22 protein-coding genes are annotated in these 25,276 nt (G+C 65.3%); 6 read left to right on the plus strand and 16 right to left on the minus strand.

Annotated features, from left to right (window positions below):
- Positions 1–34: 34 nt before the first annotated feature.
- The 5 genes from AC4D2W_RS04175 to AC4D2W_RS04195 form a co-directional block, all read right to left on the minus strand.
- On the minus strand, positions 35–1,558 hold the full coding sequence (locus AC4D2W_RS04175) for an LCP family protein (protein ID WP_490925633.1): 1,524 nt from the start codon (positions 1,556–1,558) through the stop codon (positions 35–37).
- A gap of 124 nt (positions 1,559–1,682) precedes the next feature.
- Entirely contained in the window at positions 1,683–2,612 is a 930-nt protein-coding gene (gene era, locus AC4D2W_RS04180; protein WP_490925634.1) for a GTPase Era, read from the minus strand.
- Positions 2,605–3,942: a hemolysin family protein gene (locus AC4D2W_RS04185; RefSeq protein WP_490925635.1), complete on the minus strand. Its 1,338-nt coding sequence runs from the start codon at positions 3,940–3,942 to the stop codon at positions 2,605–2,607. Before AC4D2W_RS04185 ends, era begins: the two co-directional genes overlap by 8 nt.
- Positions 3,939–4,412, minus strand: a complete 474-nt coding sequence (ybeY, locus tag AC4D2W_RS04190; RefSeq protein ID WP_490925636.1) for an rRNA maturation RNase YbeY — start codon at positions 4,410–4,412, stop codon at positions 3,939–3,941. The genes AC4D2W_RS04185 and ybeY overlap by 4 nt, the downstream gene beginning before the upstream one ends.
- A complete protein-coding gene (locus tag AC4D2W_RS04195) occupies positions 4,409–5,458 on the minus strand; it encodes a PhoH family protein (protein WP_490925637.1) in 1,050 nt (349 codons plus the stop codon). The genes ybeY and AC4D2W_RS04195 overlap by 4 nt, the downstream gene beginning before the upstream one ends.
- 249 nt (positions 5,459–5,707) lie before the next feature.
- Here AC4D2W_RS04195 and AC4D2W_RS04200 point away from each other — a divergent pair, with 249 nt between their 5' ends.
- Entirely contained in the window at positions 5,708–6,649 is a 942-nt protein-coding gene (locus tag AC4D2W_RS04200) for a GerMN domain-containing protein (RefSeq protein ID WP_490925638.1), read from the plus strand.
- 61 nt (positions 6,650–6,710) lie between these two features.
- Here AC4D2W_RS04200 and AC4D2W_RS04205 read toward each other — a convergent pair whose 3' ends face one another.
- The 3 genes from AC4D2W_RS04205 to hrcA form a co-directional block, all read right to left on the minus strand.
- Complete coding sequence (locus tag AC4D2W_RS04205) at positions 6,711–7,475, minus strand: 16S rRNA (uracil(1498)-N(3))-methyltransferase (RefSeq protein WP_490925639.1); 765 nt, start codon at positions 7,473–7,475, stop codon at positions 6,711–6,713.
- Position 7,476: 1 nt separating this feature from the next.
- On the minus strand, positions 7,477–8,622 hold the full coding sequence (gene dnaJ / locus AC4D2W_RS04210) for a molecular chaperone DnaJ (protein WP_490925640.1): 1,146 nt from the start codon (positions 8,620–8,622) through the stop codon (positions 7,477–7,479).
- A 134-nt stretch (positions 8,623–8,756) separates the two neighbouring features.
- A complete protein-coding gene (hrcA, locus tag AC4D2W_RS04215) occupies positions 8,757–9,770 on the minus strand; it encodes a heat-inducible transcriptional repressor HrcA (RefSeq protein ID WP_490925641.1) in 1,014 nt (337 codons plus the stop codon).
- 201 nt (positions 9,771–9,971) lie between these two features.
- On the opposite strand from hrcA, the gene AC4D2W_RS04220 reads away from it, so the two are divergent.
- Positions 9,972–10,814, plus strand: coding sequence for a DUF3097 domain-containing protein (locus AC4D2W_RS04220; RefSeq protein ID WP_490925642.1), 843 nt, complete (start codon positions 9,972–9,974; stop codon positions 10,812–10,814).
- 159 nt (positions 10,815–10,973) lie between these two features.
- On the plus strand, positions 10,974–11,390 hold the full coding sequence (locus tag AC4D2W_RS04225) for a DUF4870 domain-containing protein (RefSeq protein ID WP_490926018.1): 417 nt from the start codon (positions 10,974–10,976) through the stop codon (positions 11,388–11,390).
- A 124-nt stretch (positions 11,391–11,514) separates the two neighbouring features.
- On the opposite strand, the gene hemW is transcribed toward AC4D2W_RS04225, so the two are convergent.
- Positions 11,515–12,747 (minus strand): radical SAM family heme chaperone HemW, encoded by a 1,233-nt coding sequence (gene hemW / locus AC4D2W_RS04230; RefSeq protein ID WP_490925643.1) that lies wholly within the window; start codon positions 12,745–12,747, stop codon positions 11,515–11,517.
- Positions 12,744–14,597, minus strand: coding sequence for a translation elongation factor 4 (gene lepA, locus AC4D2W_RS04235; protein WP_490925644.1), 1,854 nt, complete (start codon positions 14,595–14,597; stop codon positions 12,744–12,746). The genes hemW and lepA overlap by 4 nt, the downstream gene beginning before the upstream one ends.
- Positions 14,598–14,774: 177 nt before the next feature.
- Here lepA and AC4D2W_RS04240 point away from each other — a divergent pair, with 177 nt between their 5' ends.
- Both AC4D2W_RS04240 and rpsT read left to right on the plus strand, forming a co-directional pair.
- Positions 14,775–15,437 carry a type II toxin-antitoxin system PemK/MazF family toxin gene (locus AC4D2W_RS04240; protein ID WP_490925645.1) on the plus strand — a complete coding sequence of 221 codons (663 nt, stop codon included), beginning with the start codon at positions 14,775–14,777 and terminating at the stop codon, positions 15,435–15,437.
- Positions 15,438–15,677: 240 nt separating this feature from the next.
- The gene (gene rpsT / locus AC4D2W_RS04245; protein ID WP_490925646.1) at positions 15,678–15,938 is read left to right on the plus strand and encodes a 30S ribosomal protein S20; all 261 of its coding nucleotides are present in this window, start codon (positions 15,678–15,680) and stop codon (positions 15,936–15,938) included.
- Between the two features lie 147 nt (positions 15,939–16,085).
- Here rpsT and holA read toward each other — a convergent pair whose 3' ends face one another.
- From holA to bsh, 5 genes are all read right to left on the minus strand, one after another.
- Positions 16,086–17,039, minus strand: coding sequence for a DNA polymerase III subunit delta (holA, locus tag AC4D2W_RS04250; RefSeq protein WP_490926019.1), 954 nt, complete (start codon positions 17,037–17,039; stop codon positions 16,086–16,088).
- A 208-nt stretch (positions 17,040–17,247) separates the two neighbouring features.
- Positions 17,248–18,090 carry a transporter substrate-binding domain-containing protein gene (locus tag AC4D2W_RS04255; protein WP_490925647.1) on the minus strand — a complete coding sequence of 281 codons (843 nt, stop codon included), beginning with the start codon at positions 18,088–18,090 and terminating at the stop codon, positions 17,248–17,250.
- Positions 18,091–18,446: 356 nt separating this feature from the next.
- Positions 18,447–20,990, minus strand: coding sequence for a ComEC/Rec2 family competence protein (locus tag AC4D2W_RS04260; protein WP_490925649.1), 2,544 nt, complete (start codon positions 20,988–20,990; stop codon positions 18,447–18,449).
- A gap of 361 nt (positions 20,991–21,351) precedes the next feature.
- The gene (locus AC4D2W_RS04265; RefSeq protein WP_490925650.1) at positions 21,352–22,302 is read right to left on the minus strand and encodes a ComEA family DNA-binding protein; all 951 of its coding nucleotides are present in this window, start codon (positions 22,300–22,302) and stop codon (positions 21,352–21,354) included.
- 123 nt (positions 22,303–22,425) lie between these two features.
- Positions 22,426–23,373 carry a choloylglycine hydrolase gene (bsh, locus tag AC4D2W_RS04270; protein WP_490925651.1) on the minus strand — a complete coding sequence of 316 codons (948 nt, stop codon included), beginning with the start codon at positions 23,371–23,373 and terminating at the stop codon, positions 22,426–22,428.
- A gap of 370 nt (positions 23,374–23,743) precedes the next feature.
- Between bsh and AC4D2W_RS04275 the strand changes: the two genes are divergently transcribed.
- Positions 23,744–24,238: a hypothetical protein gene (locus AC4D2W_RS04275; protein WP_490925652.1), complete on the plus strand. Its 495-nt coding sequence runs from the start codon at positions 23,744–23,746 to the stop codon at positions 24,236–24,238.
- A 38-nt stretch (positions 24,239–24,276) separates the two neighbouring features.
- Here AC4D2W_RS04275 and AC4D2W_RS04280 read toward each other — a convergent pair whose 3' ends face one another.
- The gene (locus AC4D2W_RS04280) at positions 24,277–25,254 is read right to left on the minus strand and encodes a DegV family protein (RefSeq protein ID WP_490925653.1); all 978 of its coding nucleotides are present in this window, start codon (positions 25,252–25,254) and stop codon (positions 24,277–24,279) included.
- Positions 25,255–25,276 lie beyond the last annotated feature (22 nt).

Below are 25,276 nucleotides of genomic sequence, written 5' to 3' on the forward strand. Positions count from 1 at the left end.
CACCCTAACAGTGCGGGTGGACCCTACCCAATTGTTAATTTCCGAAGGCGCTCTGGCACGTAACCTGGGCTGCCGTCTGGCCGGACAAACCGCCAACGTCGCCTTCATCGGGCATGGCGGTTCCACTGGTGAAGTCCTGGCCCACCTGGACGCTGACACCGGCAACCAGGTTGCTGGCAACCACCTGGACAGCGGGGATGTGCAGTGCTTCGGCCACCTGCTGCGCCATTTCAAGGTACCCGGGAGCGTAGAAGATCTGCGTGGCCGGGCTGGCTGCGTCCGTCTGCCCGCCGGCCACGGCCTGCGTGTACCCCTGCGACAGCAGATGTGCGGCGAGGGCCTTGTCGCGGGTTTCGGAACCCTTGGCGTTCCCGGTGGCGTTGAGGATGGTCACGGGGATGTCGGCCGCCGAGAAGAGCGGAGCTTCCTCCACCGGAGCGGACGGTGCGGGGGTCTCCCCCGGCGTGGTGCTTTCCGGCGCGGGTTCGGGCTCGGTGATGTCCCGGTCTTCCACCAGAGCTTCAAAGAGGGGCTGCGCGGCTGCTTCATCCAGGACCAGCCGGTTGTTGTCGTATTCGTACGGAACCACCGGTGCGGTGACAAAGGCGACCCGGCTCAGGTCAACTTCCTTGAGCCGTCCGGCCAGGGCAATGAGCGAGGAAACGTCCGTCAGGTCCTTGTCGACGGTCAGGTTGCGGGTCACCGTTTCCGCAATGGAGTACAGCTTCGGAAGGTTGTTCAGCGTGCCTTCATCATTGACCTTGCGGACCATGGAGGCCAGGAAGCTCTGCTGGGCGCGGATGCGGCCCTCGTCTCCTCCGTTGCCGAAGCCGTGGCGGGTCCTCAGGAAGGCCAGGGCCTGGTCGCCTTTGATGCTGCTGACGCCGGCGGGGAGGCTGAGTCCGGACAGATCGTCCTCGATCGGCTGGTTCACGCAGACTTCCACGCCGCCCAGAGTGCTGGACAGCTCCTTGACGGCATTGAAATCAGCCATCATGAAGTGGTCAATGCTGAGGCCGGTGAGTTCGTTGATGGCCGCTACGGTGCAGCCCGGGCCGCCGTTGCCCAGGGCGCCGTTGAGCTGGCCAAGCTCGACGGCGGGGTAGGTGTTTCCACTTTCCGGATCCTTGCATTCGGGCAGGGGCACCAGCAGGTCACGGGGGAAACTGACCACCGTGACGTGGGAGCGGTCCGCAGACATGTTGGCGAGCATCATGACGTCGGAGTTGTTGCTGTCCTGGCCCTCGCGGTTGTCCGTACCCAGAATGAGGATCTGGAGCGGGTCGGTGTTGGTGTCCACCGGAGCGGCGGACTCCTGGTTGGAGCCCAGGTTCAGCGGTTTTGTCTCGAAGTTCTGCTGCAGCCGGACCAGCTGCACGCCCACAAACACCAGTCCGGACACCAGGGTCAGGGACAGGATCAGGGCAACTGCCCGCAGCACGGGGTGCGGGGCGTTCCTGCGGCCAAGGTGGCGCCCGCCCGGGGCGGACGGCACCTTGGGTCCGGAAGCAGAGTTTCCGGAGGCACCGGCACCCGTATCGGCAGGGCGAGATGACATGGGCCGGTCCCCTTCAAGAATTCGGATTAGGTCTTGCTAAACGGCAGTGGTGCAGTCAGCGGCTGTTCAAAGTGTACGCGGCGCCCCTGAAAAACGTATTCAGGGGCCGGCTCAGCAGCTAATGCTAGAACCCCAATTTGACCAGCTGCTTGGGATCGCGCTGCCAGTCCTTGGCGATCTTGACGTGCAGGTCCAGGTAAATCCGGGTACCCAGCAGCGCTTCGATGGCCAGGCGCGCGTTGGTGCCGACTTCGCGCAGCCGTGCGCCGCCCTTGCCGATGATGATGGCTTTCTGGGAGGACCGCTCAACGTAGAGGTTGACGCGGACATCCAGCAGCGGGTTGTCTTCCGGGCGTCCTTCGCGCGGAACAATTTCATCCACCACCACGGCCAGGGAGTGGGGAAGCTCATCACGGACGCCCTCCAGGGCGGCTTCGCGGATGAGTTCGGCCACCATGACGGCCTCGGGCTCGTCCGTCAGTTCCCCGTCCGGGTACAGGGGCGGCGAGGACGGCATGTAACCGGCCAGGACCTCGGCCACGGTGTCCACTTGGAAACCATCGGCGGCGGAGACGGGAACGACGTCGGCCCAGCCGGCTTCGCCCAGGACCTCGTTGCCCAGTGCGGTAACGGACATCAGCTGCTTGGCCAGGGCGGCGCGGTCCACCAGGTCCGTCTTGGTCACCAGTGCTATCACGGGCTTCTTCTTCAGCGCGGCAAGCTGCTTGGCAATGTACCGGTCGCCCGGGCCCACGGCTTCGTTGGCCGGAAGGCAGAATCCAATGGCATCAACTTCGGCCAGCGTGTCAGCCACCAGGTCGTTCAGGCGCTTGCCCAGCAGGGTCCGCGGACGGTGCAGCCCCGGGGTGTCCACGAGGATCAGCTGGGAGTCTTCGCGGTGCACAATGCCGCGGATGGTGTGCCGGGTCGTCTGCGGCTTGGCGGAGGTGATGGCAACCTTCTGCCCCACCAGGGCGTTGGTCAGCGTGGACTTGCCGGCATTGGGCCGGCCGACCAGGGAGACAAAGCCGGCTCGGAACTGTGGATCAGTCATTGCGTGGTACCAATTCTGTTGAGGCGACGCGGGAGGATGACCTGCCGTCGTCGGAGGATGTATCTGTGTCTGTGTCGCCGGGTTGTTTCCAGGCAATAATGTGGGACACCCGGTTGCGGCGGCCCTCCAGGCGCTCGGCGTGCAGGACGACGCCGTCGATCACCACTTCGCTGCCGACGATCGGCACCCGGCCCAGGGCCTTGGCCAGCAGGCCGCCCACGGTGTCCACTTCGTCGTCTTCAAGGTCGACGTCGAACAGTTCACCGAGGTCGTCGATGCCGGCACGGGAGCTGATGCGGTAGCGGCCTTCGCCGAGGTTCTCGATTTCGGGGCGCTCGGAGTCGTACTCGTCTACGATCTCGCCCACGATTTCCTCGATGAGGTCTTCGAGGGTCACCAGGCCGGCGGTGCCGCCGTATTCATCGATGACCACTGCCACATGGGTGGATTCGCGCTGGAGTTCCTGCAGCAGTTCGCTGACCGCCTTGGACTCCGGTACATAGCGGACGCCGCGGGCAAAATCCTCCACCCGGCTGACGGCGGCCTCCCCGGGATTGGAATGCATCTGGGCAGCCACATCCTTGAGATAGAGGATGCCCACAATCTGGTCTGCGCTGTCCTCGATCACCGGAACGCGGGAATAGCCCGAGCGCAGGAACAGGGACATGGCCTGCCGAAGGTTGGATCCGGCGTCGATGCAGACCATGTCCGTGCGGGGCACCATCACGGAGCGCACCTTGGTGTCGCCGAGCTCGAACACCGAGTGGATCAGTTCCGCCTCGGTGTTTTCGATCATGTCCGCCTCGGAGGCACGGTCCAGCAGTTCACGGAACTCCTCTTCGGTGAAGAAGGCCGCGTCCGGTCCCTGGGTGCCGGGGGCCACAGCGGTTCCCAGCCGGACGAGCCAGCCGGGAACCGGGCCCAGGACCACCCGCAGGAAGCGCACCATGCCCGCTGTCAGGACAACGACGGCGGTGACGTGCTTGCGCCCGATCTGCCGCGGAGAGACTCCCACCAGGACAAACCCGATGCCTGCCATCACGACTGTGGCCAGCAGGCCGGCCAGCCAGATGTTGTCCAGGAGCATCTGGAACAGGGTGGCCACCGAGACGGCGGTGGCCATTTCGAACCAGACGCGCCAAAACCGCAGCGCGTGCATGTGGGCTACCGGGTGCTGCAGGATCTTGCGCAGCGGTTTGCCGGACTTGCCGTGCAGCAGTGCTTCGGCTTCATGCCGCGGCAGGTAGCCGTAGGCGGATTCCGCCGCAGTCAGCAGCCCGGCCAGGACCATGAAAGCCACGGCCATGAAAATCAGCAGGGCAACGCTCAACTGCGGGTCTCCTTCGGGGCGTCACGGCCCAGGTAGGAGGACAGGAGCTCACGCTGCAGGCCGAACATTTCCTTTTCCTCTTCGGGTTCGGCGTGGTCGTACCCCAGCAGGTGCAGCACGCCGTGGGTGGTCAGCAGCAGCAGTTCTTCCTGCATGCTGTGGCCGGCCGTTTTGGCCTGGTCCGCAGCCACCTGCGGGCACAGCACAATGTCCCCGAGGACTCCGGCGGGCGTCGGACGGCCGGGAACACCGGGACGCAGCTCATCCATCGGGAAGGACAGCACGTCGGTGGCACCGGGGATGTCCATCCACTCGATGTGGAGCTTTTCCATGGCGTCCTCGTCCACCAGGATGATGGAGAGGTCCGCTTCCGGATGCACGTAGAGGTTTTCCAGCAGGAAGCGTCCCAGCCGGGACAGCTCTTCTTCATCCACGGCAACCGCGGACTCGTTGTTTACTTCGATGCTCATTTGGCGGTTCCCCGTCCTGCACCGCGGCCGGCCGGGGCGGAGCCCTGCGCGCTGCCGCGGCGCGACTCATCCCATTCGCTGTAGGCGGTGACGATGCTGCTCACCAGGGAATGCCGGACGACGTCGGACGCCGACAGTTCGGAGAAGTGCACGTCATCAATGTCGCCGAGGATGTCATGCACGATCCGCAGCCCCGAAGCGGTTCCGCCGGGCAGGTCAACCTGCGTCACGTCGCCGGTCACCACCATCTTGGAGCCGAAGCCAAGGCGGGTCAGGAACATCTTCATCTGTTCGGGAGTCGTGTTCTGGGCCTCGTCCAGGATGATGAACGCGTCATTGAGGGTGCGGCCGCGCATGTACGCCAACGGAGCAACTTCAATGGTTCCGGCGGCCATGAGCCGCGGAATGGAATCGGGATCCATCATGTCGTGCAGTGCGTCATACAGCGGACGGAGGTAGGGGTCGATCTTGTCGCTGAGCGTTCCGGGGAGGAAGCCCAGGCGTTCTCCGGCCTCCACTGCGGGACGGGTCAGGATGATCCGGCTGACTTCCTTCTGCTGGAGCGCCTGGACCGCCTTGGCCATGGCGAGGTACGTTTTTCCCGTACCGGCCGGGCCGATTCCGAACACAATGGTGTTCTCATCGATGGCGTCCACGTAGTTCTTCTGGTTCAGCGTCTTGGGCCGGATGGTGCGGCCGCGCGTGGAGAGGATGTTCTGGGTCAGAACCTCCGCGGGGCGCTGGGCACTCTGGTCCCGGAGCATGGTGATCAGCTGCTCCATGAGCTGCGGGGTGACCTTGGTCTGGCTGCGGGCGAGCACCCGGACTTCATTGACGAGACGGAGCGTCAGCTCAACCACCGGGGCCGGACCCGAAATCGAAAGCTCGTTGCCGCGTACGTGCAGGCTGGCCTCCGGGTAAGCGGCCTCAATAATCTTGAGTGCCTCGTCATTGGCGCCCAGCGACTGGACCATGTGCTCGGTGGAATCAAAGATGATGGTCTGGCGATCCAGCCCGATAGTGCCAATTCCTGAGGATTCAGTCATATGTTCGGCCTTCCCAGGCCTTTCATCGCCCCTTTGCAGAGTGTGTTGGAGAAGCAGTGTGTCAATACACAGTCACCTCAATATTACTTGATGCCTCAGCGCTCGTCTGCTCCCATTTATTCCGCTTTGAGCCGGAACCGGCACGTCTCAATCAGGTCTCAGTCCGGTCGCAGGACGGTTAAGACCGCCGGTCCGGGGTTCCCGGTGTGCCAAGCTGGAAAGCGACCCATCGGCGAAAGGAGGAAATACGTGCGCGCAATTTCGCAGCACCGGCATCTGTTGCGTCCCAGGAATCTACTGGGCCTGGCGGCCGCTTCCTCCCTTTTTCTGAGCGGCTGCGGTGTGGTTGCGGTTACTCCCACCACCACCATGCCCACCCAGTTCAGCGAGGCCGCGGGCTCACTGGCCGCCCCGCTGGGAACCACTCCCCCGTCCGAAGGAAAGCCTGCTCCGGGCCGCCTGCCCGTGTACTGGCTCGGCCTGAACGGTGACAACGTCTTCCTCTACCGCGAGTTCCTGCCGGCCGAATCCAGCAGCGACCCCATTGTTGAGGCGGTCCTGGCAATGACCGCAGGCAGTCCGCTGGATTCGGACTATTTCAACCCCTGGAACAAGGCCGGAAGAGTAACCGCCTCCATCTCCGGCAAGAACATCATTACCGTGGACATCTCCGCCGACGCCTTCAAGGCTTCGCTGGATGCCGGAATCGCCCACCGTGCCGTCCAGCAGCTCGTTTACACGGCCACTGCTGCGGCATCAAATGCAGGTCTCACCACGGTGGGCCATGACCCGCAGGTGGTGCTGCTGGTGGACGGCATGGCGGGCTACCGGGCATTCGGCCATGAAGTCCTGGAAGGGCAGATCGAGCGTGACCCGGCTTTGATGGCCCCCATCTGGATTATTGATCCGCAGGAAGGGTCCTCGTCGCAGTCCGCCCTGACGGTCCACGGCACCGCATTGTCCGAGGGCGGCCAGCTCTCCTGGCGGGCGGAACCCATTGTGGACGGCCGTCCGGCCGAGGACGCCGTGCAGACCGGTTATGCGGAACTGCAGGACCCCGCGGGAGGAACCTCCCTGTTCAGCTTTACCGCCGAGCTTCCGCCGGGCGAGTACAAGGTGAGCGTCTTCCACGGCTCAGGCCGGCAGGACGAGGACTCCAAGCGCGTCACCATCCATTCCCCGGCCCAGTAACAGCCCAGAGCCTAGTAACAGCCCAGTGACTCGGGCCGCCGGACCGGCGGCCCGAGTTTGCCTACCAGCGGCCGAGCGCGTGGTTGAGGACGGCCAGCGCCGCCGGTCCGGCCGTTGAGGAGCGCAGCACATGCGATCCCAGCCGAACCGCCACGGCGCCGCCTGAGCGGAGCAGATCAACTTCGGCGCTGCTGATGCCGCCCTCGGGGCCCACAACGACCGCGATGCTCAGCGGCCGGCCGCCGTTTTCGCGGCGTGCTTCGTCCACCGCCGGCACCAGGGCGCCGTCGGCTTCTTCATGAAGCACCAGGACCAGATCCACGTCCGCCAGCCTCCGGGCCAGGGCCTTGGTGTCCAGCATCTCCTCAGCGTCGGGAATCTGTGAGCGGCGGGACTGCTTTGCCGCCGCCGTGAGGATTGCCTGCCATTTCATCCGGCCCTTGGACGCCTTATCCGCACGCCAGCGGACAATGCTGCGCTCGGACTGCCAGGGGATGACCCCGTGCACGCCAAGCTCGGTGGCCGCTTCAATGGCCTGCTCGTCCCGGCCGCCCTTGGCGAGGGCCTGGACGAGCAGCAGCGTATCCGCGGCCTCATTTTCCTCGGTGACGGCCTCCACGGAGACCTCCAGCCTGGACGGTTCAGCGGCGGCTACGGTGCCTGTCAGCCGGCGGCCGGCGCCGTCCACAATGTCCACCTGCTCGCCCCGGGCCAACCGCTTCACGGCTACGGCGTGGTGCGCCTCGGGTCCTTCGAGCACAAACACGGAGCCGGGCCCGGCGGAGCGGACAGCATCCGGTTCACCGAAGAAAATGGGATTGGTCATCTCAGTGGTTGCCGAGGCGGTCCCGGAGCCGGGCAAAGACGCCGGTTCCGTTTCCGGCCAGGCGGCCCTCTGCGTATTCCTCGCCGCGCAGTTGTGCCAGCTTGCGCAGCAGTTCCTCCTGCTCGCCGTCCAGCTTCTGCGGGGTTTCCACGTGCAGGTGGACCAGCAGGTCGCCGCGGCCGTAACCGCGCAGGTGCGTCACGCCGAGTCCCTTGAGGGTGGTGATCTCCCCTGACTGGGTGCCTGCCTTGACCGCAATCTCGCGGTCGCCGTCGAACGTTTCAAAATTGATGTTGGAGCCGAGGGCGGCCGCCGTCATCGGAACCGTCAAGGTGGCGTGCAGGTCATCGCCTTCACGGACAAACGTGGGATCGGCATTGACCCGGATTTCCACGTACAGATCGCCCTGGGGTCCGCCGGCCGTGCCGGCTTCACCCTGTCCGCCCAGCTGGATGCGGGTACCGGTGGCAACACCGGCGGGGATCTTGATGTTCAGGGTGCGGCGGCTGCGGACGCGGCCTTCGCCGGCACACTCGTGGCACGGGTCCGGAATGACCGTTCCGTAGCCCTGGCAGGATCCGCAGGGCGCGGTGGTCATGACCTGGCCGAGGATGGAGCGCACGGCGCGCTGCACCTGGCCGGTGCCGTGGCAGATGTCGCAGGTGCGCGGCGAGGTGCCCGGCTGGCAGCAGCTTCCGTCGCAGGTGGGGCAGGTGACGGCCGTGTCCACTTCGATCTTCTTGTTGGTGCCGAAAACGGCATCCTTCAGGTCGATGCGAACGTTGATCAGGGCGTCCTGGCCGCGGCGTGTGCGGGACGCCGGGCCCCGGCCGCCGCCGCCGGCTGCTCCGCCGAAGAACGTGTCGAAGATGTCCTGGAATCCGAAGCCCTGGCCGCCGAAGCCGGCGCCCCCGCCGCCGAAACCGTTGTCATTGCCGTTTTCGTTTCCGGTGGTGTCATAGATCCGGCGCTTCTGCGGGTCGGCGAGGACCTCATATGCGTGGGTGACGGCCTTGAACTCGTCCTGCGCTCCGGGAGCCGGGTTGACGTCCGGGTGCAGCTTGCGGGCAAGCTTCCGGTACGCCTTCTTGATTTCTTCTCCCGTGGCATCGCGTTCGACGCCAAGGACCTGGTAGTGATCGCTCACTCGTGCACATCGCTTCCTGTAATTGGCAGTATCCGCGTTCTCCGCGCCGCCCTCGATTCGAAGGCGTCCGCCGGCCGGTGCCGCCCGCTGGCGGCCGCAGCCGGTGTACTGCTGATGTATTCTCTAACGCTTTTCTAGTTGTTCAAGATCCGGGAAAGATAACGGGCCACGGCCCGGACCGTGGCCATGGTGTTGGGGTAGTCCATGCGCGTGGGGCCGAGCACCCCCACCTTTGCCGAAGCATCGGGTCCGTAACCCGTGGCAACCACCGATGCTTCGGAGAGGGAACCGTGCGGGTTCTCACGCCCGATCCGGACAGAGACACCCCGGGCGTCCTGCTCCATTTCCGACAACAACCGGAGCATGACGACTTGTTCCTCAAGTGCCTCCAGAATCGGACCGATTGTCAGGGGAAAGTCTACTGTGGAGCGCGCCAGGTTGGCGGTGCCGGCCATGACCATGCGGTCTTCGCGGTTGATTCCGGCCAGCTGTTCCAGGGCGTGGGCCAGCGCGGCGGCGTTGCGGCGCTTGCGGGCCGGAACCAGGGCCAGGCAGTCGGCCAGCTGGCCGGTGATGCGGGTCAGCGGGGTTCCGCCGAGCGTAGACAGGAAGTGCTGGCGCAGCTCCAGCAGGTCCGGCTCGGTGACCTGCTCCGGAACGGTGATGACGCGCTGCTCCACCCGACCGGTGGTGGAGATCAGGACCACCAGCACCTGCGCCGGGGCCAGGAGGACAAATTCGATGTGCCGGACCTGGGCGTTGCCCAGATGCGGATACTGCAGCACCGCCACCTGGTTGGTCAGCTGCGAAAGCAGCCGGACGGTCCGTTCCATGACGTCGTCAAGGTCTTCCGCACCCTCAAGCAGGGACTGAATGGCCCGGCGCTCAGCCGCAGACAGCGGCTTGACGTCTGAAATCTGGTCCACGAACAGGCGGTAGCCCTTGTCAGTGGGGATGCGGCCGGCCGAAGTGTGCGGCGCAACAATCAGGCCCTCTTCTTCAAGGGCGGCCATGTCATTGCGGATAGTGGCGCTGGAGACCCCCAGCTGATGGCGCTCCACCAGTGCCTTGGAACCCACCGGCTCGCGCGAATGGACGTAGTCCTCAACAATGGCCCGGAGCACCTCGAGTCTGCGTGGTTCACTCATGGTTTTCACTCCCTCGCTGACGGCCAACGGATTAGCACCACCGGATTAACATTGCACTGAAGAATGGCGGTTAGCACTCACCATGCTCAAGTGCTAAGTCTAATACGGATCGGCGGCGTTGCTAGCATTGAAGCTCCCGTGCCCGCGTCCGCGGAACGGACTCGGAAACCAGCCGGAGCACCCAGAGTGAGGACTACACCCGTGTCGAATTTTTCGTGGGGGCCGCAGGACATCAGCGCCCCGGCCCGGCGCGTGCTGCCCAAGGTGGGAGCCGAAATGGGCCTGGTGCTCGAGGACGTGCAGACCGGGTGGGTGGGCGCCGTCGTGCGGGTGGAGAAATCCGGCGGACTGCACCTGATGGTGCTGGAGGACCGCCGCGGCAAGACCAAGTCCTTTGAGCTGGGCTTCGGGTTCCTGCTCGACGGCGAGCCGGTGGAGGTGGTTCCCGCGGTGAAGGCCGCGGCGCCGGTATCGCGGCGGACGGCGTCGGGCTCGGTGCGGGTGGACAATGTGCGGGCGCGGACCGCTCGGGCCAGCCGCATCTGGGTGGAAGGAAAGCACGACGCCGAGCTGGTGGAAAAAGTATGGGGCGATGACCTGCGCGTGGAGGGAATCGTGGTTGAGCCGCTCCACGGCGTGGATGACCTGCAGGCCGCGGTCCGCGACTTTGCTCCGGGACCGGGCCGCCGGCTGGGGATCCTGGTGGATCACCTGGTGGCCGGCTCCAAGGAATCCCGGATTGCCGCCGAAGCCATGGCGGTTCCGGGTGCACGCGGCAACGTGCTGATTGTGGGCCACCCCTATGTGGACGTTTGGCAGGCCATCAAGCCCGGCACCATCGGGCTGCCCGCCTGGCCGGTGGTGCCCCGGCACGAGGACTGGAAAACCGGAATCCTCAAGGGCCTGGGCTGGCCCCACCGCGACCACACCGACGTGGCGGTTGGCTGGAAAAAACTCCTGGGAAGCGTAAGCTCCTATTCCGATCTGGAACCGTCACTGCTGGGGCGGGTGGAGGAAGTCATTGACTTCCTGACCGTCCCCTAGCGGCCGGCAGCCGCCGCGCCGTTGCGGGCTGCGGGCTCCGGAGCCGCTACCCTAGATGAGAAATACCGCAGCCGGCCGACCCCGATCCGTACAGTCTCACCGGGAACCAGAGGCGAAGACCCACGAGTCCAGAGTCAAAAGGAAACAGCAGTGTCGAATATCCGTTCCAATCCCCAGCCCCAGCCCAGTGAACGGGGCGGGGAGCGTCCCGCATATCAGGGCGCCCCGGCAAATGCACTGCCCCTGACCGCGTCCGAGGACCGGCAGTGGGCAACCGTGGCCCACTTCGGCGGGATCCTGGGCTTCATTCCGTCAATGATCATCTATTTGGTCTTCCGCTACCGCGGACCGTTCACGGCACAGGAGTCCAAGGAGGCGCTGAACTTCACCCTGCCTCCCACCCTCATTGCCCTGCTGGCGTGGCTGCTGTCCTTCATTCCGGTGATCGGCGGGTTCTTCGCCCTTGTGAACGCCCTGCTGTGGGTTGCCATTGCAGTGTCCTCGATGATCGCCGGTATTGAGGTTAACCGCGGACGCCCGTACCGCTACCGCTGGAACCTGCGCCGCATCCCCTAGCCTGCGCTGCCGGCGGACAACTGCCCGCGGCAGAGAAAAGGGCCCCCGGGCCGGCAGTTTTGCCGGCCCGGGGGCCCTTTTCCGCGTTCAGGACTGTGTCAGCGCTGTGCCTTTAGCACGCAGGTCAGTCCGGCAGCAGGCGGCGCACGACGGCGTCCGCGAGCAGGCGGCCCTTGGTTGTCAGCAGCACGCGGCCTGTCAGCGCAGCCTTGGGGTCCACCAGGCCGTCCGCCATCAGGCCCGCAACGGCCAGCCGGCCTGCTTCCTTCAGCCGGGACAGTTCCAGCCCCTCAGCCAGCCGCGTGCGCAGCATGATGTCTTCCACGTACCGGGTTTCGGCGTCGAGCGTTTCGCGCCCGACGGCGGGTGACTCCCCTGCCGCGATGCGCTGGGCGTAGGCCGTGGGGTGCTTGGCGTTCCACCAGCGCACTCCGCCGGCGTGGGAGTGGGCACCGGGGCCGATCCCCCACCAGTCGTCGCTGCGCCAGTAGGCCAGGTTGTGCCGGCACTGGTCCGCCGGAGTCCGGGCCCAGTTGCTGACCTCGTACCAGGACAGGCCCGCGGCCGCCATCATTTCATCCGCCACCAGGTATTTGTCCGCGTGGTCGTCGTCGTCGATGGGCGGCACTTCGCCGCGCCGCATGCGCGCTGCGAGCTTGGTGCCCTCCTCGATGATCAGGGCGTAGGCGGAAATGTGGTCCGGCTCGTAGCTCAGGGCCTCATTGACGGAGACCTTCCAGTCCTCCATCGACTCCCCGGGCGTCCCGTAGATGAGGTCCACGCTCACGTGCAGTCCGGCGTCGCGCGCCCATTTCACGGCCTCCGGAACGCGCGACGGCGTATGCGTGCGGTCCAGGACGGCCAGGACGTGCGGAACGGCCGACTGCATGCCGAAGGACACGCGGGTGAATCCGGCGTCGGCCAGCAGCTGCAGGGACTGCGGAGTGACGGAGTCCGGGTTGGCCTCGGTGGTGACCTCGGCGCCGGGCGCCAGGCCCCACGCGTCAACGGCCGTTTTCAGGATGCCGGCCAGGTCCTCGGCGGGCAGCAGGGTGGGCGTGCCGCCGCCGAAGAAGACGGTACCCATCGGCCGCTCGGGCATCCCGGAGCGGCGCAGTGCGTCCGCGGCGAAAACCACCTCACGGGCGGCAGTGGCGCCGTAGGCGGCCTGCGAGGCGCCGCCGCCAAGCTCCGTGGCGGTGTAGGTGTTGAAATCGCAGTAGCCGCAGCGGACGGAGCAGAACGGAATGTGGACGTAGAGCCCAAAGTTCCGGTCCGCGGCTCCGTCCGCGGCCTGTGCGGGCAGGAGACCGTCGGCCGGTGCCGGGTCTCCGAGGGGTAATGCGCTGGGTGTCACTTCTTGGCTTTGTCCTTGGAGTCGTCGGAGGAAAGTGCTGCCACGAAGGCTTCCTGGGGAACTTCAACGCGTCCCACCATCTTCATGCGCTTCTTGCCTTCCTTCTGCTTTTCCAGCAGCTTGCGCTTACGGCTGATGTCACCGCCGTAGCACTTGGCGAGCACGTCCTTGCGGATGGCGCGGATGGATTCGCGGGCAATGATCCGGGAGCCGATGGCAGCCTGAATGGGCACCTCGAACTGCTGGCGCGGAATGAGTTCGCGCAGCTTCCCGGTCATCATCACGCCGTAGGCGTAGGCCTTGTCCTTGTGGGTGATGGAGCTGAAAGCGTCCACCTGTTCGCCCTGGAGCAGGATGTCCACCTTGACCAGGTCGGCAACCTGGTCGCCGTCGGCCTTCCAGTCCAGCGAGGCATAGCCGCGGGTCTTGGACTTGAGGATGTCGAAGAAGTCGAAGACGATCTCGGCCAGCGGGAGGCGGTACCGGATTTCCACCCGGTCCTCGGAGAGATAGTCCATGCCGCCCAGGACTCCGCGGCGGGCCTGGCACAGCTCCATGATGGCGCCGACAAATTCGTTCGGCGCCAGGATGGTGGCAGAGACCATCGGCTCGCGGACCTCTTTGATCTTGCCTTCGGGGTACTCGCTGGGGTTGGTCACGGTGACCACCTTTTTGTCCTCCAGCGTCACCTCGTACTCCACGTTGGGCGCGGTGGAGATCAGGTCCAGGTTGTACTCGCGCTCGAGCCGTTCACGGGTGATTTCCAGGTGCAGCAGGCCCAGGAAGCCCACGCGGAAACCGAAGCCCAGCGCCGCGGATGTCTCGGGTTCGTAGACCAGCGCGGCGTCATTGAGCATCAGCTTTTCCAGCGCCTCGCGCAGCACCGGGTAATCCGCGCCGTCGATGGGGTACAGCCCGGAGAACACCATGGGCTTGGGATCTGCGTAGCCGGGCAGCGATTCCGTGGCCGGCTTGGCCAGGTTGGTGACGGTGTCGCCGACCTTGGAGAGGCGAACGTCCTTCACACCGGTGATCAGGTAGCCCACCTCGCCGACGCCCAGTCCCTTGGAGGGAGTGGGTTCCGGGGAACTGACGCCGATTTCCAGGAGTTCGTGGCTGGCCCGGGTGGACATCATCTGGATGCGTTCGCGCGGTGACAGGGAACCGTCAATCACGCGGACATAGGTGACCACTCCGCGGTAGGTGTCATACACGGAGTCGAAGATCATGGCGCGGGCGGGAGCGTTGGGGTCGCCCTGCGGTGCCGGAATCTCGCGGACAATCTGGTCCAGCAGGGCCTCGACGCCCACGCCGGTCTTTCCGGAAACCCGCAGGACGTCCGCCGGATCGCCGCCGATCAGCTTCGCCAGTTCCTCGGCGTACTTCTCCGGCTGCGCTGCCGGGAGGTCAATCTTGTTCAGGACCGGAATGATCGTCAGATCGTTTTCCATGGCCAGGTACAGGTTCGCCAGTGTCTGGGCTTCGATGCCCTGGGCGGCGTCCACCAGCAGGATCGCGCCTTCGCAGGCCGCCAGGGAACGCGATACTTCATAGGTGAAGTCGACGTGGCCGGGCGTATCGATCATGTTCAGGGCGTAGGACTTGCCGTCGAGTTCCCACGGCATGCGCACGGCCTGGGACTTGATGGTGATGCCGCGCTCACGCTCAATGTCCATGCGGTCCAGGTACTGGGCCTTCATGTTCCGATGCTCAACGACGCCGGTGGACTGGAGCATGCGGTCGGCCAGGGTGGACTTGCCGTGGTCGATGTGGGCGATGATGCAGAAGTTTCTGATGATCGCCGGATCCGTCGCGGCAGGCACCGGTGAGAAGCGGGCCATAGGTGACACTGTGGCGGTTCCTTTACTGTTCACAGGACTTCACGGCGGCCGCGGCGGCGGAGGCCGCGTGCCGGAACCGGATAGGGCGCGGTTCGTCGGTTTTTCCTGGTGGGTTATCTACTGAATTAACAGTCTCCCACGAATGCCAGCCCGCGCTGGAACCGCAGAACGTAATAGCGTGGGGTGATGCCCTTCTCAAGCCGCTCCCTTCTTTCCCTGGCCCGCACGGCCATCCGCCTGCTGACCCGTCCCGAAACCGGTTCCGGGACGGGGACTTCTCCCCGGACCGGGCAGTCCCGCACCCGGAGCACGCCCGCCCGGCCGAAGTCCGCACCTTCGTCCCCTGCTCGGACGTCTTCTGTTCCGAAGTCCTCCGCTCCGAGGTCGGCGCCTCCGAAGCCTGCGTCAAAATCCGGCGGCACCACGTCCTCCCCTGCCGGCAAGCCGGCTGCCCCGGGCGCTTACCCCGGTGACTACCGGGGTAAGGTCACCCCCGTTTATGCTCCCTCGCCGGACGGGGCACCGGATCCGGGCGAAGTGGTGTGGGCGTGGGTTCCCTACGAGGATGACTACTCGCAGGGCAAGGACCGTCCGGTGCTGCTGATCGGCCGCAGCGGCTCGAAACTGCTGGCCCTGATGATGACCACCCGTGACCGCAACAATGCCCGGGAATCGGATCCGGACTATGTGGATGTGGGATCCGGGCCCTGGGATGCCCAGGGCCGGCCGAGCGAGGTCAAGCTGGACCGCGTGCTGCAGCTGGATCCGGCCGCCGTCCGGCGGCAGGGTTCCGTTATGTCTGCAGCAGCGTTTCAGCGCGTTGCCCAGCGTTTCACCGCCCGGAACTGACCCGCAAAGATGCGCCGCGGAGCCCGGCCGCGCACCCGGGAGGAGAAACGCCGTCGGCCGCCCTCCACCGTCAATGGGCCTTCGGGCCCAAGTTCTGCTAACATTTATTGCTGTGTGTCCGCGCAGGTCGACGGGCACTTCAGTTCAGGCGCCATTACGGTATCCCCACGCCGCTCAGTCAATGTCTGGGCTGAAATTCCCTCACCGACCAAGTCCGCAATACAAAGAGAGTTTATATAAGTGGCCAATATTAAGTCCCAGAAGAAGCGCATCCTCACCAACGAGAAGGCGCGCATGCGTAACAACTCGGTGAAGTCCGAGCTGAAGACCGCAATCCGCTCCGTTGACGCAGCCATCAAGGCCAGCGACAAGGATGCAGCAGTAGCAGCTGTGGCCACTGCCAGCCGCAAGCTGGACAAGGCTGTCAGCAAGGGTGTCATCCACAAGAACAATGCTGCCAACCGCAAGTCGGCCATCTCCAAGAAGGTCCGCGCGCTCTAAGCCGTTGTTTTTGCTTTAGTCTTCATCAGTCTGGCCGGTCCCCTCGGGGGCCGGCCAGACTGCTTTAAGCGGCCGTGTTGCCGACCGTTTGGCGGGCCGGGACGGGCACGCGCAGGCAGGACCGGCGTTTCCGCCGGCCCTGCAGCCTCAGCGGCCGGCGGCGGCCAGGGAAATCACGGTAACCGCGTGCTCGACGGCGTACACCGGATCGCGTCCGGCACCCTTGACCTGGGCATCTGCTTCGGCCAGCACCTGCACGGCCTTGATCAGCGACTCCTGGGACCAGTGCTGGGCATCCCGCCGGGCCTGGTCCACCTGCCACGGCGCCATGCCCAGTTCCTTGGCCATGGAGGCGGAGGAACCGCGCAGGTTTGCCACTTTGGCGACGGCACGGACCTTCATGGCCAGCGCACCGACCAGCGGCACGGGGTCCACGCCGGTGTCCAGCGCGTGGCGGAGCATGGACAGAGCCTGTCCGCCGCGGCCTGCCAGCGCCGCGTCGGCAACCTTGAAGGCTGTGGCTTCCACCCGGCCGCCGTAGTACTTCTCGACAAGCTCCTCGGTGATCTCCCCGGTGGCGTCGTTGATCAGCTGCCGGCAGGCTGCTGCCAAATCCGCCAGCTTTGAACCCACTGCGGCAACCAGGGCACGCGCGGCAGCAGGATCGATGCGGCGGCGTGCGGCTCGGAATTCCTGGGAGACGAAGTCCAGCTTCTCGGCGTCTTTCTTGAACGGCTGGCATTCCACCACCGGAGCGCCGGCGGCTTTGACCGCATCGAGGAGTTTCTTGCCGCGGTTGCCGCCGCCATGGTGCAGAACCAGCACGGTATCGGGTGCGGTATCGGTCAGATAAGAAAGAGTGTCCGTCAGGAATTCATCGTTCATCGCGGCCAGGTTGGAGGCTTCGATCAGCTTTGCCTCCCCGAACAGCGACGGGCTGGAATGCAGCGTCAGTTCCCCGCCGGCGTAGGCAGAAGCATCCAGCCGGACGATTTCCGTGTCCGGCTGCGCCTGGCGGAGCGTGGCGCGGATCCGTTCCAGGGCCCGCCCGGCCAGATAGTCCTCGGGACCGCTGAGCAGCACCACGGGCGCCGGTTCCACCTCGCGCCAGGAAACGACCTTTCCTGCGGACTTGCCGGCGGATTTCGCGGGGCTGCGCTTGGACGGGACGGCCGGATTCACAGCGAACAGACTCCTGGGATGGGGAAACGTTTAAGGGAACGGAAACACTTCAAGATTACCCGCCCGCCTTCACGGCCCGGCCATCCGGGCGGCATCGGCTTCCACCGTGGACCCTTCCACATGGCTGCTACCCGAACCAGGGTGCCTTGGCAGCATCGTAGGTTCCATCGTTGAAGCTCATGTTCAGCCACTGGTTCAGATATTCCTGAAACACACCGTCTCCACGCGGGAGGAGATACGCCTTTTGGGAGAAGTTGAACGGGTTCTCCGGATGTACAGCGCACAGCTCGGGATGTTCGTTGGCAACCCACAGGGTCTCCGACGCATCCGTGGTCATCACATCCGCACGGCCGGCGATGATCTCATCAAAGATGGCATTGTTATCCTCGAAACGGATGATATCCCCGGCCGGATAATTCGCTTCGGCAAACTTCTCATTGGTGCCGCCAATGGGGGTGATGGATCGGACACCCGGCTGGTTTATTTCTTCGACGGTGTCGTACTTGTCCACATTTTCGCACAGTGTGATGGGGGTTTTTCCCTCGTCCAGCGTCGCCATGGTGTAGAAGGCCTGTTCCGAGCGTTCCATAGAGATGGAGATGCCGCCGACGGCGATGTCGCATTTGCTAAGGAAGTCCGGCATCAATGTAGCCCAGGAGGTTTGAACATACTCCACGTCCACGTCCATTCTGGCTGCCAAGTCCTTAGCCATCTCTATGTCGATACCGCTCCATTCACCTGTTGCGGGATCAAGATATGTAAAAGGCCGGTAGTCACCTGTGGTGCAGACCTTTAAAGTGCCGTTGGCCAATACAGCATCCAGCCGGGAATCCTGCACGGGTGCGGCGTCCCCGCTGCTGGCCGCGCTCGGGCTGGGACTGGGGCTGTCACCCGACTCTGCAGCAGAGGTACACCCGGTAAGAACTACTAGGCCCACACCAATAAATGCACTGAGGGGATGGGTCTTCATGCGGGACCTGCTTTCTTCGTGAGACTTCGGTGCCCCTTCGGCCACTGGGCAGAGCATACATAGCTTTCGCTCTGATCCAGAAGGAAAAGCCCAGGTACAGAAGGAATAACTCAGGGCAGCTGCCGCGGACGGGCAACTCAGCAGTTGATTTCATACAACCCCGGCCAGGCCGCGTCCGGACCGCTGTGAAGAATGAGCGAACCGCCGTCGGTGTGGCACTTAAGCTCATAATTTTGCGCTGCTGAACGGTTTGTACCCAGTCATCGGATCTTTAGGAACCGACTTTTTGTCCAGCGCCTCCGACTCGAATTACATAGACATGCCTCTCCCGGCAGCAGGAAAGAGAACCCGCTGCTTCATTGCCCGGCCATCCGGGCAATGTGCAGCGTAGTCCCGTCCACGGTGAGACTGACCGAGCCCAGCTGATCCGTTCGGGCCACAACCGTCCCGTTTGAACTCAGCGCTTGAAGGATTTCCGGTCCGGGATGCCCATAGTCATTGTCAGCACCGACTGAGATCAGCGCCAGCCGCGGGGCCAGCGCATCGATCAGTGCTGTACCGCCGTTGCGGGCACCGTGATGGGGAATCTTGAGGACGTCCACGTCCACACTTCGTAACTCGGCATGCCGGGAGAGCAGGACGGCGGACGCATCTTCTTCAATGTCTCCGGTCAGCAGAATGCTTAATCGGGCGACGTCATCAGCCGGCGTCTGCTGGCCGTTCTCAGTCAGTGCCGCCGCGGGGTCCACGGTCATCAGAATCACGGAGCTGGCATCGTTTTCGTTGTCGGGCGTACTGCCAACCTCCGGCCACAGAACGTCCCAGTCAGCAGCACCGGTCCGGGTTCCCATGCCCTCGGTCAACCGGGTCGTCTCGGCTCCTGAGCCTTCCAGAACTTCTTGAAGCGGGGCGGGCAGATCCGGCTCCGCCGACGAATAGGCGATCTGCTGTACCGTGCGGCCGCGCAGCACACCGGAGGCTCCGCCGTAGTGGTCCAGATGGGCATGAGAAAGGATAAACAGGTCGACGACCTCCACCTGCAGCCGGGTGAGGCAGCGGTCCATCATCTCCGGATCGGGCCCGGCGTCAATGACCACGGCTCGGTGCTCCGCCGTGCGCACCACCAACCCGTCCCCCTGCCCCACATCACAGGCGGCGACTATCCATTCGGCAGACACCGCACCGGGCCTCAGATGCGTCCACGCAGCGGCACCCAGCGCGGGCAGGACCAGGAACGCTGCTGCGAAAGCGAGCCAGCGCGGCCGGGCCGCCCGGATCCGTGCCGGCGCTGCCCGCACCACGGCCTGTTGCCCGGCGTTTGCTGCCCCGCGCACCGCGTGTGTCGCAGAGGCTGCGCCGCGGCGGGTCATTGCCCCCGCTGCCACAGCGCTCTGTTTCTCCTCACCGGGTGGTCCGACACGCCACAACAGCCAGACACCGGCACCGGCGGCGGCCGCCATGAGGAGAACGCCCGCTGTGCCCGGCGGCCAGGGCAGCAATGATCCGGGCAGCCCGTCGAAGAACTTCGCGACCATGGCCGTCCATGCTGCGCCGCCTCCTGAGAGGACCACCAGCGGCCCCGCCGCAGCCGGGACTGACGCCGCGGCGACCGCTGCGAGCATGCCGACCACGGTCACCAGGGGCACCACAGGCGCGACGGCCACGTTGGCTGGCAGGGAGAACGCCGGAACCTGCGGCTGCAGGAGCACCAGGACCGGAGAACAGAAAAACTGGGCGGCCAGCGGCACGGCAAGGGCTGCTGCCACCGGCCACGGCAGGGCGCGGGCGAGGACCTCGGTCAGCCGCGGTCCGAGCAGCACCAGCCCCAGCGTCGCCAAAACCGAGAGGATGAACGCGTAGCTGCCGCTCAGCCAGGGATCAATGGCCAGCAGGACCGTGATGGAAAGGCTCAGCAGTGCAGCGGGGAGCTTTCCTCGCCCGGACAGCACAGCGAGCGTACCGAGGCTGCCCATGACCGCCGCCCGCAGGACGCTGGCATCGGGGCGTACCACCAGAACAAATCCCAGCAGGGCTGCGACGCCGGCGGCGGCAGCCACCCCGCGCGGTAGTCTCGCCGCCCTGGCCAGGAGAAAAACGAAGGCCAGCAGATATCCGCAGTTGGCTCCGGAGACGGCAACAATATGAGTCAGGCCCGTGTTTTTCATGGCGGTTGCCACCGAGTCATCCAGGGCGCTCCGGTCCCCCAGAACCATACCCGGGAGCAGGCCGGCCGCGTCATTGCCGATACTCCCCGCACGTTGCCGGGCAGAAGCGGCAAAGGCTGCCCGGATGCGCGCCGTTTCTCCGTACCAGCCGCCTGCCGCCTGCACCTCCGGCTGCCCGTTCGCGAAGAGCAGTGCCACTGACCATTCCCCGGGGTCGGTGGCCTGCAGGGTCCCGGCTGCACGGAACCGGTCTCCCAGCTGAACTTGTCCGTAACCGCTGCCGCCCAGGACCAGGACGGTTGCCGCGGCGGAGAACTTCCTGCCGTCTCCGGTTGCCTCCTCCAGCACGGCCTCCGTGACGTACCGGGGGCCTCCGCTGAAACGATCGGCCGCTGCGGCACGCGAGTCTGTGGTCGCACGGAACGTGCCTGTGATCGAACTTCCGTCAGCTATGGCGGCCGCCACGGGACCGGCAGTGCGCTCAGCGAGCAGAATGCCGGAGCACACGCAGACCAGCGCCGCGGCTGCCAGAGGTACCGCGGCAGCCCGGGCAGCGGTTCTGAAGATGAGATGGGCGCCGCTGGTTCTCACACCCGGGACCTGGTCTCTTCTCGGAACGAGAACGAGCACCACAAGGATCAGCGACACGACGGCGAGGACGACCCCAACCGTCTTGGCGTCGCCGCTGTCTGAACGGACCGCGAGCGCCGCCGAGCCCCACGACGCTGCTGCCACCGGCACAAGCCTCAACTCCAGCAGCGGACGGATTCGGCTCTCGGCCGGCCGCTCCGGTGCCCGGGCACGAAGGCGTTGCCCAAGGCCAACGAGGCGGTCTTGGTGTCGAAGTACCCCGTGGAGGAATCGCGGAGGCCGGATGCCGGATCCAGGGTGTCCCGCGGGTAGCGGGCTGTCCGCAGAAGGTGTTCCTGTCTCCCCCGGTCCGGGGCCCAATGATCCGGGACCGCGAATAGCTGCACTGGTGTATCGCTGCCAACGGCTGGGCTGGTGAAGATCACGCCGCAGCGGTTGCCCTGCTCCTCCGCGAGCTTCTTGTCCGGGCCCTTGAGCCTCGTGTCCCCTCGTCACCGCGCGGCTGTCAGACCGCGATGAGAGGAAGCAGCGCGGCCAGCATCGCTTCTCCTATGCCGGGAACTGCATCCAGGTCTTCAGGCCGGGAAAATTTCCCGTGATCGGCCCGCCAGTCGATGATCCGCTGCGCGATGACGGGTCCCACCCGAGGGAGGGCATCAAGTTCCTGCAGGGATGCCGAATTGATGTTGACCAGGGCACCCGACCCGGGAATCGACGCCGTACCCCCGGTTCCGCCTGGCCCCGTTCCGTTGCCGGCTGCTTCGCCGGCCGGCGGAGCGGTGACGGGTGCCGGGTTTTCAAGGGTTTCACCTACCCGGGGAACGATGACCATCATCCCGTCCTGCAGCGGCGCCGCGAGGTTCACCGCGGTGAGGTCCGCATCAGCCGCTGCTCCCCCGGCCGCATCCACGGCGTCGACGGTCCTGCTGCCGGAGGGCACTTGGACGACACCGGGCCGGCCCACGGCGCCGGCGACATGGATGACCAGGATCGATGGACGGGTGGGCGACTCCCCCGCTGCCGATTCAGTGGAAACCCCCGTCGGCTCGCTCCGGGACGCGCCCTCAGCGCCGGCTCCGGAACCGGCGGGACCTCCGGCGGCTCCATTCCCGTCGGCATCTGCGGCGGAGCCCGTACCGGTACCTGCTGAGGGATCTCCGGCCTCCGGACCGTCAGCAGCCAGGTCAACACTGCTGACCTCGGTATCCGCCCCGGCCCCCTTGAAGACCGCCAGGCCGGCGGTAATCCCCACCAGCAGACAAACCGCCAGAGCAGCGGCGCGGAAAGACATCATCCAGCGCCGCGGTGCAGGGACATCACCCGGGGCGTCCGCTTCACCCCGAGGGTCCTCGGCTGCAGAGACCGGAGGCGGTTCCTGCTGCGCAGCCCCGGAAGCCGGCCATGGAGAGTTCAGCCTCGATGCGGAGGGGGCGGTGTCCCAGCGGTGTTCTGCCATGCAGGCAAAGTTAGGGCGGCGCTGGGCTGCCCCGAACGGCGCGGACGTGACCTGTGCAGATCAACTGCTTTGCCTGGATGCAAGGCACCCTGTGCAGGATGACTTTCATCGGAGAAATTCAGGTTAAACGACCACAATCTCCGTTCCGTCTGCCTTGTAGTCCGCCATCGCCACGCTTTGGATAGCCGGGTCGTCGTACGTGTTCCAGTAATAGGTCATGGTCCGGGAGGAGAAGAGCCCGGTGTACGTGGTCTTTTCGAACTCGCCGGAACCCATGGCTGCACTCCCCTCCACCATCGCAATCTGCTGCAGGGTGTGGAACGCACGGCTGACGTTCTCCTCCTCAGTCGTCTTCTGCGGGTAGTGCGCGTTGACATAGGCCGCACGCACAAACCTTGACGGAGAGTAGTAATCGCCCGGTATCCCGCGCATGAGGGACCCGGATCCGAACGGCGTCAGATGCGCCTGGTTGATCACAACCTCCTCCGGGAAGTCCGGGGACGTGTTGAGGTAGTTGCGGAGGTTTTCATGGTGCCAGCCGAAACCGGGCTGGTTGGTGAGGACGTCGACGTCGTCGTGGAAGACGTTCATGCCCTCGCTCGTATGCTCCACCACGATGGCACGGGTCTTGTCGACGATTAGCCAGTGCAGCAGCGAGCTGGGGTACTTGTCATTGATCGGCCTGTCCACGATGACGACGTTTTCCAGTGCCGCCTCGACCTCGTCAACAGTGGTGAACTGGGAGGCAACCCAGAGCGGGAACTCAAACGCGGGAACGTTCGTCTTGCCCTCAACCGGCCCCGGAGCGTACTGCGCGTATCCCGGAAAATTCAGGCCGCCGACAGCCAGGCCCGCATCATTGCCGCAGTCGAAGTACAGCGGGGTGTCCTCCTGCACGATGCCCATGCCGATCACGGCGTGCTGGATGCGCGGCACCGCACCGAACGGAGACTTGGTGGCATAACCGGTGGGGGTCACCACCACCCGTTCCCCGAAGTCCGACGTCCAGTCGAGGTTGCGTGCGAAATAGAGGTTGCCGTTGCCGTCTGTGTACCTGATGCCTGTGCACATATCGATGCTCCCTGTTAGCGCGAAACTTTGACCAAAGCCTCGCTTGTCCGGTGGGCCCTGCGCGGGGCGCTCGAGGGCGATCAGAAGTGATCCGGGCCCGTTGTCCAGCCGTATCCGTCCTGCCCCGTTCAGCTTAGGTCCGGACCCCCTGCAGGTGTCAGAGGGATGAGTCAAACGCGGACCCGACGGATCGTATTCGCCGAGTGCATTCCTAGATCGCGAGTGGCAGGGACCAGGGACCACGAAGCTACACGCCATCAGTGGAAGCGGGCAGAGCACGGCCCGGTAACATCGAAGGTGCGAATCGCCCCGCAGCAGGGGCGCTGCGCCAGCCACATCCCGCCCGTCCAGATCCAGGAGCCCCCAACCGTTGAACAAGAAGTCCCTCACCGCCGACGGGTTCACCGGATTCCGGCCCATTGCGGCCCTCGACATCAACCGGATTCCGCAGCGCCAGGGGATCTTCATGGTGCTGCGGCCCGCCGGATTTGAGCCCCGGTTCCTTCCCCAAAGCACTGCCGGCACTTTCAAGAAGAAAAACCCGTCCCTTCCGAAGGACCAGCTCGCGGCCGAATGGGTGGCGGACGCAGATGTCCTGTTCATCGGCAAAGCCAGCCCGGGCAGCAAGGGAAACCGCGGGCTCCGCCGCCAGATCTCCGAATTTGTGGACTTCGGAAACGGCCGGCCCACGGGGCACTGGGACGGGAGGCTGATCTGGCAGCTAGCAGATGCGGAGGACCTTTTGCTGGCGTGGAAGGAACTGCCGGCGGAGGAACTCAATGGTGCGCTGGCTGCTTACCATGCGCAGTTCCTGCAGGTTCACGGCAGGCTGCCGTTCGCCAATCCGGTTCAGGCCCGCGGCTAAGACCGCTGCCTGAAGGCCCGCGGCGAAGCCAGAGCGCCCTACTGCGGCTCCGGCCCGGCAGCCCGTACCTGCGGTGAAACGCCGGAGTCCCCGGATACCGCCACCGCCAAAACCCCCAGCCCTGCGTGGGCCGCCAGGACTGCCGGCAGCGAGCAGATCGTCAGCTCAACGTCCGGAGATGTTTCCTCAATGGCACCGGCCAGCCGTTCGGCCTCGGATTCATTCCCGAAGTGGTGCACGGCCACGCGCACCGGGACGGTCCGTGCGGCGATTTCCTGTTGGACCAGTTCGGTGAGCCGGGCCAGTGCCCGGGGCGCCGAACGTACCCGTTCCAGCGGAACCACCTTGCCCGCCTTCACCACCAGGATCGGTTTGACGGCAAACAGGGTGCCGAACCAGCCTGCTGCTGCCCCGATGCGGCCGCCGCGGCGCAGCTGATCGAGGCTGGGTACGTAAAAGAGGATGGCGCTGGAGGCGGCGGCGGCGCGGGCAGCAGCCTCCACAGCCGCAGCCGAACCTCCGTCGCGCGCTGTTTCGGCAGCTGCCGTCACGGCGAAGCCCAGACCCATCGCCACGCTGGCCGTATCGACGACGGTCACCGGGAGAGGGGCGGAGCGGGCCGCCAGCCGGGCGGAATCCACGGTTCCGGACAATTCCCCGGACATGTGCAGTGAAACCACCGAGCTGCAGCCCAGGGCGGCGAGTTCTGCATAGGCAGCCTCAAACTGGCCCGGAGCCGGACGCGAAGTCCGCACGTCGGAACCCTGCGCCAAAGCCAACGCGAGGGCACCGACCAGGCGGTCGGTGCCCTCGCTGTAAATCTGGTCGCCAATCATGACCGGCATGGACACCACGCGCACCAGGTCGGTGACCTCGGCGGAACGTGCCCAGTTAGCCGGCAACGCGGCGGCGGAATCCGTAACTACACCTACACGGGGCACGGGGGCGGCACCGGTTTCCCGAAGCCGCCTCCGTTTTGCGCGCGCACTCAGCTTGTCCAGCCAGTCCACGTTCATCCGCCCCTCGTATCGCCGCGCG

The sequence above is a fragment of the Arthrobacter sp. TJ-58 genome, from assembly GCF_058269295.1.

What these genes read in the sequence shown, in the direction of transcription:
- AC4D2W_RS04175 (WP_490925633.1), bottom strand. Translation starts at nt 1,558, where the DNA reads ATGTCATCTCGCCCTGCCGATACGGGTGCCGGTGCCTCCGGAAACTCT.
- era (WP_490925634.1), bottom strand. Translation starts at nt 2,612, where the DNA reads ATGACTGATCCACAGTTCCGAGCCGGCTTTGTCTCCCTGGTCGGCCGG.
- ybeY (WP_490925636.1), bottom strand. Translation starts at nt 4,412, where the DNA reads ATGAGCATCGAAGTAAACAACGAGTCCGCGGTTGCCGTGGATGAAGAA.
- AC4D2W_RS04195 (WP_490925637.1), bottom strand. Translation starts at nt 5,458, where the DNA reads ATGACTGAATCCTCAGGAATTGGCACTATCGGGCTGGATCGCCAGACC.
- AC4D2W_RS04205 (WP_490925639.1), bottom strand. Translation starts at nt 7,475, where the DNA reads ATGACCAATCCCATTTTCTTCGGTGAACCGGATGCTGTCCGCTCCGCC.
- hrcA (WP_490925641.1), bottom strand. Translation starts at nt 9,770, where the DNA reads ATGAGTGAACCACGCAGACTCGAGGTGCTCCGGGCCATTGTTGAGGAC.
- AC4D2W_RS04240 (WP_490925645.1), top strand. Translation starts at nt 14,775, where the DNA reads ATGCCCTTCTCAAGCCGCTCCCTTCTTTCCCTGGCCCGCACGGCCATC.
- AC4D2W_RS04255 (WP_490925647.1), bottom strand. Translation starts at nt 18,090, where the DNA reads ATGAAGACCCATCCCCTCAGTGCATTTATTGGTGTGGGCCTAGTAGTT.
- AC4D2W_RS04265 (WP_490925650.1), bottom strand. Translation starts at nt 22,302, where the DNA reads ATGGCAGAACACCGCTGGGACACCGCCCCCTCCGCATCGAGGCTGAAC.
- bsh (WP_490925651.1), bottom strand. Translation starts at nt 23,373, where the DNA reads ATGTGCACAGGCATCAGGTACACAGACGGCAACGGCAACCTCTATTTC.
- AC4D2W_RS04280 (WP_490925653.1), bottom strand. Translation starts at nt 25,254, where the DNA reads ATGAACGTGGACTGGCTGGACAAGCTGAGTGCGCGCGCAAAACGGAGG.